Origin of the sequence: Bacillus sp. UMB0728 (genome assembly GCF_002858875.1) — a bacterium.
Classification (GTDB): Bacteria; Bacillota; Bacilli; order Bacillales; family Cytobacillaceae; genus Bacillus_AB; species Bacillus_AB infantis.
Window position 1 is genome coordinate 897,352 of record NZ_PKLA01000002.1, and the last position, 12,399, is coordinate 909,750.

Sequence of the window (12,399 nt, forward strand, 5' to 3'; positions counted from 1 at the left end):
AGCAATGACTGCTGAAGAAGCTGCGCAAAAAGTAATTCAAAAAGAAGAAATGTTCATTCTTGATGTCCGAAATCATGATGCATTCGCGGATTGGAAAATGGAAGGAGACCACTTTCAGTATTTGAATATTCCTTATTTCGATCTTTTGGACGGCGTCGGGGAGATTATGGAAAAGCTGCCGGCAGATAAAGATATCCTGGTTGTCTGTGCCAAGGAAGGTTCATCTGTAATGGTAGCTGAGATGCTTTCCGATGAAGGGCTGGATGTATCTTATCTGCAGGGCGGAATGAAGGCATGGAGCGAGCATCTTGAACCGGTCAAAGTTGGGGACCTGAAGGACGGCGGAGAGCTGTACCAATTTGTGCGCCTGGGGAAAGGCTGTCTTTCTTATATGGCGATTTCCGGCGGGGAAGCGGCCATTATTGATGCAGCCCGGATGACGGAAGCATACAGAGGGTTTGCTGACGAAAAAGGCGCAGCGATCAAGCATGTGTTTGACACACATCTTCATGCCGACCATATTTCCGGAGGAAGAATGCTTGCTGAGCAAACTGGCGCTAGCTACTGGCTGCCGCCAAAGGATGCCGGCGAAGTCACTTTCGATTACAGCAGCCTTGAAGATGGAAGAACAGTGAAAATCGGCACAACTGCTATTGATATCCATGCATTGTACTCTCCTGGCCATACGATTGGATCAACATCTTTCGTGATTGATGGACGATACTTGCTTTCTGGCGATATTTTATTCATCGACAGCATTGGCCGTCCTGATCTTGCCGGCCTGGCAGACGACTGGGTAGGGGATCTGCGTGAGACACTGTATAAGCGATACCGCGATCTGTCTGAAGAGCTGCTCGTTCTGCCGGCCCATTTCATGATCATTGATGAATTGAATGATGATGGTTCTGTTTCTAAGAAGCTGGGCACCTTATTTGCAGAAAACCATGGCCTGAACATCAGCGATGAGGCAGAATTCCGCAGGCTGGTCACCGAAAACCTCCCGCCGCAGCCGAATGCCTATCAGGAAATCCGCAAAACCAATATGGGCAGAATCACTCCTGATGAAGAAGAGCAGCGTGAAATGGAAATAGGTCCAAACCGCTGTGCTGTCAGGTAATTAGAAAAGCGCAAGCGCCTTGCTACTAAAGGAACGCAGACTAAGAACGCCACGTCCTGTGGCAACGTCTGCATGACCCCCATCCTGGGGGCCTCAAGGCGATCCTCCAGAAAGGCGTTCTTTGCCTTTTTGGGAGGATTGACTTGTGACCTCGAGGGGGCGCAGCTGCTAGACAGTAATCTAAGTGAAAATTGCCGTTTTTTTATTAGGAAAAAGCCTGCCGTTTGAATTTTCACAGCCGGCAGGCTTTTTCCTGAAAAGGGAGGATGAGAACCATGAGCATTGAATTAATCATCGTCATTTTCCTGCTTGGCTTTGCTGGATCGTTTATTTCCGGGCTGCTCGGCATAGGCGGTGCGATCATCAATTTTCCTATGCTGCTGTATATACCGGCTCTTTTGGGTTTGGCCTCATTCACTGCGCATGAAGTTACCGGCATCAGTGCGGTCCAGGTGCTATTTGCGACAATCGGCGGTGTATGGGCCTATCGTAAAGGAGGGTTTTTAAATAAGTCCCTGATCCTTTATATGGGCATCAGCATCCTTGCCGGAAGCATGATCGGCGGATTCGGTTCGAAATTCCTGCCAGAAGCAGGCATCAGCCTTGTGTACGGCATACTTGCCTTGATTGCGGCGGTCATGATGTTCATTCCGAAGAAGAGGATTGATGATGTTCCGCTCGATGAGGTCGTTTTTAATAAATGGCTTGCTGCTTCACTTGCCTTCATCGTCGGCATCGGTGCGGGAATCGTCGGCGCCGGCGGAGCCTTCCTGCTTGTTCCGATTATGCTTGCTGTCCTGAAAATACCAACAAGGATGACGATAGCATCTTCCCTCGCCATTACATTTATTTCTTCCATTGGTGCAACAGCGGCTAAGATTTCGACCGGACAGGTGGAGTATCTTCCAGCCCTGATCATGGTTGCGGCAAGCCTGCTGGCCTCTCCTCTTGGGGCGAATGCAGGGAAAAAAGCCAATACGAAATTGCTGCAAGTGATCCTGGCTGTCCTGATCTTCGCTACAGCTATTAAGACCTGGATGGATATTTTATAACAGGATGCTGCCCCTCAAGAGGGGCGGTTTTTTTGTATGTGAAAAGATATATAGCATAAATTAACGATAGCATAGATGAAAGGCGGGGTGACTTCTATATGAAATATATTGTGAAAAAGCCGGTCAAGCTATTTGACCAGATTGAGAGGTATGGCGAAATCACCAATGTTCTTGGATTTGGGGATCCGCATGTAGAAAAAGTGGATGGCCGGTGGCAGATGTTTATCGGCGGCTTTCAGACAAATTTCAAAAACAACCTATTCACCGCCTCGCTCCCGCATGGGGAACCGCTCAGCAGCAATAATTGGAAGCTTTCCATGGATAATCAGAACCCGAAAAAGGCAAAGCCTCTTATTGAGAATTCCGAGAAAGGGAGCTGGGATTACTTCGGCTTTCATACTCCCTGCTATGTGAAGGGAAAAGGAAAAAATGGTGAAACAAAAGAATTGATTTATTATACAGGAAGAGCCTCCAAAAAGGTCCTCGACAATGATGCTCCATACTCTATCGGGGCTATTGAAAGGACAGCCGGCGGCTGGAGGAGGATACCCTTCCCGGTAATCATGGGGACGAGCAGCAGCCCGAATGTGCTCGAGCCTAAGGCAGGATTCATTGATGGAAAGTGGAGGATGTGGTATGTAACCACAAGACGGGAGACAGGGAAAAAGGGCTATCCGCATTATACAATCATGTACACAGAAAGTGACAATGGATTGACAGGCTGGAGCAGCCCTTTCCCTTTGTTTGGAGAGGATGAAAACTATTATGATGCATCAGTTCACCCTTCAGCACCGGAAGGGTTTGAAATGCTGGTATGCCGCAGCACCAATTTATATGGGCGAAAGCCGTTTCCCAAACAGGGCCTGTGGCTTTTGCAGGGAACTGAGCCGGACGGAAAGCGCAGCGGCTGGTCATCTGATCCTTATTGTATCCTGGATGCAGAGGAGGGGGAGGACTGGTACAAGCATGGCATTGGCAGCCCCTCAGGCCACTATGGGGAGTCGGAAGCTGACCGGAATACCCTCTATGTATTTTTTACAGGGCTGCACAGGGAAAGAAACTGGATGAACATCGCCCTGGACTGTTTAAAAAAGAAGAGGCGCCCGCCATTCCCGTCCCCATTTTATTTTACAGTCGGAAGGGTTGAGCTGACTAAGGAGAGATAGAAAAGAAGCAGACCAGTGCGGTCTGCTTCTTAAGATTCTTATGGATTGGTCGACCACATTCCGGCATTTTTAATAAAAATGCGCGGGTTCAGCTTCAGCTGGGCCACCATGTATTCTGCCAAATCTTCAGGCTGCATGACTTTTTCAGGATTTCCGTCAGTCAGGTTTGTTTCAATTGCAAGATCTGTCGCCACAGTGCTTGGCGTCAGGGCACTGACCCGGATATTATGCTTTCTGACCTCAAGCATCAGTGATTCTGTCAGGCCGAGGACGGCAAACTTGGAAGCACTGTAGGCGCTTGTCACAGGAGCACCTTTTTGGCCGGCAGTTGATGAGATATTGATGATATCGCCGGATTTTCTTTCGATCATTCCAGGCAGGACCGCACGTGTGACATGGTAGACGCCCATCAGGTTTACCTGAATGATGTCTTCCCACTCCTGCGGGGAAAGCTCCAGGAAGCCGCCAAATTTAGCGATGCCTGCATTATTGATCAGGATATCGATCTGGCCAAGCTCAGACGTTATCTTTTCAACGGCTTTGTTGACGGAATCGCTGTTCTGGACATCGGCAGCAGCATAGGATACTTTTACGTCGTACTCTTTCAGCTCTTCGGCTGCTTTTTCAAGATTGGAAAGAGTTCTTCCAAGCAGGCCGACAGAAATGCCTTCCTTAGCGAAAGCAATAGCCGCTGCACGGCCGATGCCGCGGCCGGCGCCTGTGATTAAAGCTGTTTTTCCTTTTAGGCTTTGCATAAGATCACTCCTTTTAATGATATGATACTACTCCAAATTGGCATGCCTGCCAAACATTTTGGCTGAATCAAGGCCTTTTTTCTCCATCACGCGAAGGATGATGGCATCATAAAGCAGGAGCAGGGACTGCTCGAACAGTGATCCCATCGGCTGGATGGTGGAAAGCCCGCCTTCGTTCTGATCCTTTGTCGCGCCAGGCATTTTGACAATGATGTCAGCAAGGCTGGCGATGGATGAGTCAGGGACTATCGTAGCGGCTGCTATTTTGCCGCCGATCGACCTGGCTTTTTCAGCCATGGAAACGAGGCTCTTTGTCTCTCCGGAGCCCGACCCGATGATCAGCAGATCATTCTCCTCGAAGCCCGGCGTGACGGTTTCGCCGATGACATAGGCGTCGACCCCCATATGCATGAGCCTCATGGCAAAGGATTTTGCCATGAAGCCTGACCTGCCGGCGCCTGCTGTGAACACTTTTCCGGATTCGAGTATCTGGCTTGCGAGTGCTTCCGCCTGCCCTGGGTCAATTGCTTCAGCTGCATGCTCCAGCTCGCTAAGAATCTTTTTCACGTATTCTGCAGTATCCATCATCTTACCCTTGCTTGATGATTTCCTGCATTTTGCTTGCAGCTGCTTTTTTATCGTCCTGGCTGGTGATGCCTCCGCCGACGATGACCAGATCCGGCTGAGCCTTGACCACTTCCGGAAGGGTCTCAAGCTTGATTCCGCCTGCAATGGCTGTTTTGGCATTCTTTACAACGCTTTTAATTGTTTTTAGATCTTCAAAAGAGTTCTGGCCCACAGCTTGCAGGTCATAGCCGGTGTGTACGCAAATATAGTCAACGCCAAGCTCGTCCAGTTCTTTTGCGCGCCCTTCGAGGTCCTTGACGGCAATCATATCAACAAGGATTTTTTTGCCTTGCTTTTTCGCCTCTTCTACGGCCCCTTTGATGGACTCGTCTTCAGCAGCGCCGAGGATCGTGATGATGTCTGCGCCAGCTTCAGATGCCTTCATGACTTCATATCCTGCTGCATCCATGATCTTCAGGTCGGCAAGCACTTTCAGGTTAGGGAATGCCTCTTTTACTTCTTTGACGGCTTTGAGGCCTTCATTTATAACAACAGGAGTGCCGATTTCAACGACATCGATATGCTCCTCTACTTCTTTCACCAACTCGATTGCTTCAGGAATGTTTACCAGGTCTAATGCTAATTGTAATTCCATTTCTTTCACTCCTTCAAAATTGTCTGGGATGAACTGTGTTATTGAATATCACAGTATGAATGTCATTATAGAGATAACGACTCTCGATTGTAAGTACGCACTTTATTTTTACATAGTGCCTAAAAGTATACTAATGAGTTATAATAGGCTTCGGAGGTGGTTGGGATGTCCCGCATGCTGGATAAAACCTTTAACTGTGAAAAAGAACTGACTCTTTCCGTAATTGGCGGAAAGTGGAAAATGATTATTTTATGGCACCTGGGCAAAGAAGGCACCAAACGATTTGGCGAACTCAAAGCCCTTATACCGGGCATCACCCAGCGCATGCTCGTCAACCAGCTGCGCGAGCTGGAGGAGGACGCCATCGTCCACCGCGAAGTTTATCCTGTCGTGCCGCCAAAGGTCGAATATTCCCTTACTGAACAGGGCAGGACGCTCATGCCAATCCTGGACAGCATGTACAGCTGGGGGAAAAATTATATGGAGACCGTCATAAACTCTGGCCAGGATCCCGATCAGACTGCAAAATGACGAAAAAAGATTGCTTCATGCGAAGCAGTCTTTTTTGTTTTTCACTTTATTAAGTTGTCCTGCCGGCTGGATTTTAGCAGCAGAAGTAGAAAAATAAGCGGCTGTTTGCAGATTCCCTTTATGGCCCGGAAGAAAAACCTGCAGGGGGACAGATGGCTAGAGATAGTGCCCATGAAAGGTTCCTGAATACAGCGGCATCTCTCATGGAGGAATGGGAAAAAGAGGCAGAGCAAATTCTGCCTTCTGTTATCATAAAGCTGGAATGCCAATGATTCGTTTGTTAATCTGCCGCTTTCTCATAAGTAATGGCCTGCTTTCCAATCTGCTCCCAGCCGGCTATGAACTCTTCCCGCGGGAGCTTGCGGTTTTTTTTGTCGAGAGGGTCGTTAACATAGAGGTTTTGTTCATCAAATCCTGTGACAAGGACTGAATGCATGCTGTAGGTGACTTTGACAGGTCCGCTTTCGGTCTCCCATGTTTCCCATTCGCTTTCAGGAAGTTTATCGAAGGTGCTGGTGACGATGACCCAGACAGGGCGGCCATCTTCGACCTGCGCCAGTACAGAGTCAAAGCTTTCACCTGTCATGTCTTTTATTTTCCCCGGCAGATAGTTTTCTGCCAGTTCGGCGACCGGTTCATGATAAACGCCAAGGCCAGGCTCATCCATTGTCTTCATATTGCCGACGAATCCTTCATGGATGTTGCCGCGGACACCGTTTTCCTCGAAAGGCACCCGCTTGATTTCCTCGGATAGGGTCATTTTGTCAACAGAGACACCAGCATCCTGGAGCAGCATGGCAAGAGTTGTCACTTCGCAGCCCCTCATCAGCTCAGGCTTCTGGGAAATATGCGGGGCATCGATCATCATCTGCTCGGCTGTCTGCTCCTCTGCTGGCCTGGAGACAGCTTCTTCTTCGGCACCGCTGCTGTCAGAACAGCCGGCAAGCACAATAACTGCAGCTATCATTGCTTTTTTCAAAGAATTTCTCTCCTTTAGCGTTTTTATTGTCCTTTCCCTTTTTACCGATGAATTAACCTGAAGCAGCATGCCGGGGCCTTAGTGAAGGACTGGCAGGTAATTTCTCTTTTACAGAAGGTTTTTTATTTTCCGGCTCGAATAGTAGAAGGTGATAAGAAAATCTCAGGGGGGAGGCAGCAGATTGGGAAATGGATTTTATCTGATAATGGAAGAGTATATGGAACTGGCCGACCGTTATCTGCCAGGCAGGCTGGAAGGCCTGTATATCCATGGCTCTGCCGCGCTCGGAGCTTATCTGCCGGGCAAAAGCGATATTGACTTTATTGCGGTAACAAAAGGTGTCTTAAGTCAGGAGGAAGCAGATCGGCTTATCAGGGTCCATGGAGAGCTTGCTGTTAAGCATCAATCTCCAGAACTGGATGGCTGCTATATCATATGGGACGACCTTGGCAGTCTTGCAGCGGAATCCCGCTATATCTATAATGGCGGAGAATTTAAAGAGGGCGCGCCCTTTAACCCGGTCATGTGGAGAATCTTAAAAGATCATGGAGTCAGATTAAGGGGCCCAGACATTTCAGATCTTTCTATCCCTGTTCGGGAGGAGGACCTGGCTGAATATATCAGGGAGAACAGCCAGTCGTACTGGCGGAAAAGAACGGAGGCAATGAAAGCTGACCCGAAAAGAATGATGGCGCTTCCGGCAGAGATGATTTATGAAGAGCTGGAGTGGAGCATACTGGGCCTGCTGCGGCAGTTTTATACCATTCGGGAGAACGGGATCACCTCCAAAGCAGGGGCAGGGAAATATGGGCTCATGAATATGCCGGATAAATGGCATTCAGTGATTGAATTGGCTCTGCTTGTCCGAAAGGGGAATACACCTCCGGAAGCACCGGAACTAGATATGATCACGGATGCGCTTCAGCTGATGGATCATTTATCTTCGTCCATCCTGAAAGAAAAGAAGGGCCTACCTTCATAATGAGGGGCCCTTTCCAGATTAATAAATGCTGACATCACCGCTGGAAACATCAACTTTGATTTCATGTTTGCCTTCCTTATTGAAGCCGCTTATGCGGTTGTCTTTCACTTCTTTTTGGTCCATGGGGACATCTGCATGAATGTCACCGCTGCTGTAATGGGCATCAAGTGTAAAGCTGGCACTATCAGGCAAATCGAGCTGTACATCGCCTGAGCTGACTTCGAGGTCGATAGGTGCCGCAAGCTTTTTCATTTTGATGCCGAGCTCTCCTGATGCGATGCCGGCCTCAAGTTTTCCTTCTAAGCTGTCAATGGTGGTGCTGCCTGAACTGATTTCAAGGTCTGCTTCTTCTGCTTTCAATGAAGAGATGAATAGTTCTCCAGATGCGCCGTTAAGCTCAAATTCCCGGACTTGAAGGTCTCCGAGCATAACATCTCCTGAGCTCATATCCAGAGAGACGTCCCGCAGCTTTATCGGTTCATTGCCGGCAAAATCAAAATCCCCGGAGCCGAGATTGATGTCCAGATCTTTGTCATAGTCTTGAGGGATATAAATGCTGAGCTCTGTCTTTTCAAAGCCGCCGAACCAGTGAGGCCATTTTCGTTTATAATCGACCTTTATTGTCCTGCCGTTTTTCTTCACGTTCACTTCACCCTTGCCATCCAGAACGGCTTCAACGGTATCTCTTTCTTCCTGGATGATAGTTGTCTCTACTCCTGACACATTTACTTCAATCCGGCTTACCCGCTCGGCTGAAGCTTTTTCCTTTCCGTTTGCGCCCAGGCCCAGCCAGCTGAAATGGCTGAAGCTTGTAAAGGCCAGGTAAAGACCGGTGATAACCAGGAATAACAGAATGATTTTTTTCATATGGGAACCTCTTTCTATATTATATTTAGCATTAAATGGTCCTTGTTTGTATTCTACCGGAAGATCCAATCTCCTTTAATGCACCTCCGCATGATTTTCTTCTAAGACCTTAGACATACAAGTGATACCGCTTTTCCTCGGATGTTTATTTTGGAAAAAGGAGGGTAGAGGGATTGTTAGCAGGAAAATGATTAAGAGAGAAAGGATGAGTGATTTGCCTGATACATACCAAGTAAAACTAAATGGTGCTGAAGTAAAGGTGGCGGCAGGTGATGCAACAACCATCCTTCAGCTTTTGCAGAATTCATCGGTGGAGGTGCCGAATGTCTGCTACCATCCAAGCCTTGGGCCGATTGAAACATGTGATACCTGCATCGTCAGTGTGAATGGGGAGCTTGTCAGGTCATGCTCAACCAGGCTGAACGACGGGGATATTATTGATACGGTATCGGCGGATGTAAAGGAAGCACAGGTTATCGGGATGGACCGCATCCTGACTAATCATGAGCTTTACTGCACGGTATGCGACTATAATAACGGCGGATGCGAAGTACATAACACAGTCAAAGAAATGAAAATCAACCATCAGAGTGTCCCTTTTGCACAGAAACCGTATCCTGCAGATAATTCCCATCCTTTCTACCGGTATGATCCGGATCAGTGCATCCTTTGCGGACGCTGTGTCGAAGCATGCCAGGATGTGCAGGTGACAGAGACGCTGACAATCGACTGGGAACGTGAAAAACCAAGGGTCATCTGGGATAATGATGTCCCAATCAATGAGTCTTCTTGTGTTTCATGCGGACACTGTTCAACCGTCTGTCCGTGCAATGCCATGCTGGAAAAAGGCATGGAAGGGGAAGCCGGCTATTTAACCGGTATTGCCAAGCAGACGCTCCGGCCGATGATCGAAATCACTAAAAATGTCGAGACAGGCTACGGATCAATTCTTGCCATCTCAGATATGGAAGCCGCGATGCGCGATGAGCGGATTAAAAAAACGAAAACGGTCTGCACGTACTGCGGAGTGGGCTGCAGCTTTGATGTCTGGACAAAGGGCCGTGAAATCCTGAAGGTGGATCCGCAGCCGGAAGCCCCGGCAAATGGAATTTCCACGTGTGTGAAAGGGAAGTTCGGCTGGGATTTTGTCAATAGTAAAGAGCGCCTGACAAAGCCGTTGATCCGGGAAGGAGAATTCTTCAGGGAGGCGGAATGGGATGAAGCCATCAGCCTGATTGCCCGCCGTTTCACCGAAATTAAAAATGAACATGGGGCACAGGCCATGAGCTTCATTTCTTCCTCTAAATGTACAAATGAGGAGTCTTTTCTGATGCAGAAGCTTGGCCGTGCAGTAATTGGAACAAATAACATCGATAACTGCTCCAGATACTGCCAGACTCCTGCCACCGTCGGGCTGTTCAGGACGGTCGGCTATGGCGGGGATGCAGGCAGCATCCGGGATATCCAAATGTCAGATCTTGTCCTTATTATAGGTTCCAATACAGCAGAATCCCATCCTGTCCTCTCCACCAGGGTGAAGAGGTCGCATAAACTTGGCGGCCAGAAACTGATTGTGGCAGACCTGCGGAAGCATGAAATGGCCGACAGGGCCGATCTGTTCGTGCAGCCTAAGGCAGGCACTGATATTGTCTGGCTGTCAGCTGTGGCCAAATATATTATTGACAATGGCATGGCAGATGAAGAGTTCCTTGCTGAAAAAGTAAACGGACTGGATGAATTCACGAAGAATCTGGAAAAGTACACGATGGAGTATGCGGCTGAAGTGACGGGCATTGCGCTGGAACAGCTGATTGATATGGCAGAAATGATCGGCAGGGCAAAATCTGTCTGCGCACTCTGGGCGATGGGCATCACCCAGCATATGGGCGGCAGTGATGCCAGTACAGCCATCTCTAATCTTCTGCTTGTCACTGGCAACTATGCAAAGCCGGGTGCAGGGGCTTACCCGCTTAGAGGACATAACAATGTCCAGGGGGCGAGCGATTTCGGCAGCATGCCGAATATGTTCCCGGGATACCAGGAAGTCGCCGATCCTGAGATCAGGAAGAAGTATGAGCTGGCATGGGGAACAGAGCTTCCGGGCGAGCCAGGGCTCAATAACCACGAAATGGTGGAAGGCATTCACGCCGGCACCCTTAAGGCCATGTACCTGAAGGGTGAAGATATGGGACTCGTTGATTCAAATATCAATCATGTGCATGCTGCGTTTGAGAAGCTTGATTTCTTCGTGGTCCAGGATATTTTCCTCAGCAAGACGGCGGAGTTCGCCGATGTTGTCCTTCCTGCAAGTCCGAGCCTTGAAAAGGAAGGGACATTCACCAATACCGAGCGCAGGATCCAAAGACTTTACCAGGCTCTTGAACCGCTTGGGGACTCAAAGCCTGACTGGCAGATCATCATGGAAATTGCCAACCGCCTTGGAGCAGGCTGGAACTACACGCATCCATCTGAAATCATGGAAGAAGCCTCCAGGCTGATGCCTTTATATTCCGGTGTGACGTATGAAAGGCTTGAAGGATATAACAGTCTGCAATGGCCGGTGGCGGAGGATGGGCAGGATACCCCGCTTTTATATACAGAAAGGTTCCCGTTTGAAGATGGCAGGGCAAGGCTCGTGCCGGTCGATTGGACGAAGCCGCTGGAGTTTGCGGAAGAGTATGATCTCCATATCAATAATGGGCGCCTTCTTGAGCATTTCCATGAAGGCAATATGACGTACCGTTCCAAAGGAATCAGCGAGAAGACACCAAGCGTGTTCCTGGAGGTATCTCCGGAGCTTGCAGAAGAGCGCGGACTGGAAAGCGGCACGCTTGTAAGGCTTTCATCTCCTTATGGGAATGTGAAGGTGCAATGCCATATCACCGACAGGGTAAAAGGGAAGGAAGTGTACCTTCCGATGAATGACAGGGGAGAGGCTGCCATCAATCTGCTGACAAGCAGCTACGCAGATAAAGATACAGATACGCCGGCTTATAAAGAAATCCGGGCAAAAATGGAGATCCTGAAGGCCAAAGGCGAAGATCCGCTTCCTAGAATCAACCACCGCTACGGAAACCCGCAGCCGCAGATTGGTGTACAGGTCCAGAAAAAGTGGGCACGGAAGGATTATATTTTCCCGGGAGATCTTGTGAAAAAGGAGCGAGAACATGGCTAAAGCGATCACGCACATCCAGCGCAAGACATTAAGCGAGGAAGAAAAGCGTAAAAAAGATCTGATGGAAGTGGAAGATGCCCTGATTGATAATAAAGAAGCCATCCTGGAGTCGCTCAAGGTCATGAGGAATATGCATGACCGGGGGGTGCTTTCCCTACTCAGCGGACTGTTTGGCCAGGGAGACAAAGTCCTCGACATCCTTGTCAGGGCGGCTGACAAGCCGGAAACCTCGAACACATTGAAGAATTTGCTCCTGATGGGCGGTACACTGGGCATGATCAATGTCAAACAGCTGGAGCCGTTTCTGCTTAAAATCGACTCAGGCATTGCCAGGGTGGCGGAAGCAGGAGATACTCAGGAAAAAACAAGCTTTTTTGATCTGGCCAGATCTCTCAAGGATCCTGAAGTCAACAGGGCCGTCACCCTGCTGCTGACCTTCCTGAAAGGGATGGGACAGGAAACGAAGGAGCTGGAGCGGAATACCCAGCTTCCGCAGGAACAAATCGAAGAGCAGAGGAAGCAAGAAGAGTGATGATCAGGAGGGGGCAGTTGC

The 12,399-nt window shown here is 49.0% G+C and carries 12 protein-coding genes; 7 read left to right on the forward strand and 5 right to left on the reverse strand.

What is annotated here, in order from left to right; all coding sequences use genetic code 11:
• Positions 1-4 precede the first annotated feature (4 nt).
• From CYJ37_RS10000 to CYJ37_RS10010, 3 genes are all read left to right on the forward strand, one after another.
• Positions 5-1,117 carry an MBL fold metallo-hydrolase gene (locus CYJ37_RS10000; protein ID WP_374703159.1) on the forward strand — a complete coding sequence of 371 codons (1,113 nt, stop codon included), beginning with the start codon at positions 5-7 and terminating at the stop codon, positions 1,115-1,117.
• Between the two features lie 275 nt (positions 1,118-1,392).
• Positions 1,393-2,169: a sulfite exporter TauE/SafE family protein gene (locus CYJ37_RS10005; RefSeq protein WP_009793115.1), complete on the forward strand. Its 777-nt coding sequence runs from the start codon at positions 1,393-1,395 to the stop codon at positions 2,167-2,169.
• 98 nt (positions 2,170-2,267) lie between these two features.
• Positions 2,268-3,335, forward strand: coding sequence for a hypothetical protein (locus CYJ37_RS10010; protein ID WP_101549528.1), 1,068 nt, complete (start codon positions 2,268-2,270; stop codon positions 3,333-3,335).
• A gap of 38 nt (positions 3,336-3,373) precedes the next feature.
• Here the strand turns inward: CYJ37_RS10010 and CYJ37_RS10015 are convergent, their stop codons facing one another.
• The 3 genes from CYJ37_RS10015 to hxlA are packed head-to-tail and all read right to left on the reverse strand — an operon-like array spanning position 3,374 to position 5,312.
• Positions 3,374-4,090 (reverse strand): 3-ketoacyl-ACP reductase, encoded by a 717-nt coding sequence (locus CYJ37_RS10015; RefSeq protein ID WP_101549530.1) that lies wholly within the window; start codon positions 4,088-4,090, stop codon positions 3,374-3,376.
• Between the two features lie 27 nt (positions 4,091-4,117).
• Positions 4,118-4,675: a 6-phospho-3-hexuloisomerase gene (gene hxlB / locus CYJ37_RS10020; RefSeq protein WP_094768575.1), complete on the reverse strand. Its 558-nt coding sequence runs from the start codon at positions 4,673-4,675 to the stop codon at positions 4,118-4,120.
• 4 nt (positions 4,676-4,679) lie between these two features.
• Positions 4,680-5,312, reverse strand: coding sequence for a 3-hexulose-6-phosphate synthase (hxlA, locus tag CYJ37_RS10025; protein WP_009793119.1), 633 nt, complete (start codon positions 5,310-5,312; stop codon positions 4,680-4,682).
• 165 nt (positions 5,313-5,477) lie between these two features.
• Here hxlA and CYJ37_RS10030 point away from each other — a divergent pair, with 165 nt between their 5' ends.
• The gene (locus tag CYJ37_RS10030) at positions 5,478-5,843 is read left to right on the forward strand and encodes a winged helix-turn-helix transcriptional regulator (RefSeq protein ID WP_009793120.1); all 366 of its coding nucleotides are present in this window, start codon (positions 5,478-5,480) and stop codon (positions 5,841-5,843) included.
• A 280-nt stretch (positions 5,844-6,123) separates the two neighbouring features.
• On the opposite strand, the gene CYJ37_RS10035 is transcribed toward CYJ37_RS10030, so the two are convergent.
• Positions 6,124-6,822, reverse strand: a complete 699-nt coding sequence (locus CYJ37_RS10035) for a C39 family peptidase (RefSeq protein ID WP_022544370.1) — start codon at positions 6,820-6,822, stop codon at positions 6,124-6,126.
• 181 nt (positions 6,823-7,003) lie between these two features.
• Between CYJ37_RS10035 and CYJ37_RS10040 the strand changes: the two genes are divergently transcribed.
• Positions 7,004-7,804, forward strand: coding sequence for an aminoglycoside adenylyltransferase domain-containing protein (locus CYJ37_RS10040; RefSeq protein ID WP_101549532.1), 801 nt, complete (start codon positions 7,004-7,006; stop codon positions 7,802-7,804).
• 18 nt (positions 7,805-7,822) lie between these two features.
• On the opposite strand, the gene liaG is transcribed toward CYJ37_RS10040, so the two are convergent.
• Positions 7,823-8,671, reverse strand: a complete 849-nt coding sequence (gene liaG, locus CYJ37_RS10045; protein WP_101549533.1) for a LiaG family protein — start codon at positions 8,669-8,671, stop codon at positions 7,823-7,825.
• A 205-nt stretch (positions 8,672-8,876) separates the two neighbouring features.
• Here liaG and fdhF point away from each other — a divergent pair, with 205 nt between their 5' ends.
• Positions 8,877-11,846, forward strand: a complete 2,970-nt coding sequence (gene fdhF / locus CYJ37_RS10050) for a formate dehydrogenase subunit alpha (protein WP_101549719.1) — start codon at positions 8,877-8,879, stop codon at positions 11,844-11,846.
• A complete protein-coding gene (locus CYJ37_RS10055; protein WP_009793126.1) occupies positions 11,839-12,378 on the forward strand; it encodes a DUF1641 domain-containing protein in 540 nt (179 codons plus the stop codon). The genes fdhF and CYJ37_RS10055 overlap by 8 nt, the downstream gene beginning before the upstream one ends.
• Positions 12,379-12,399 lie beyond the last annotated feature (21 nt).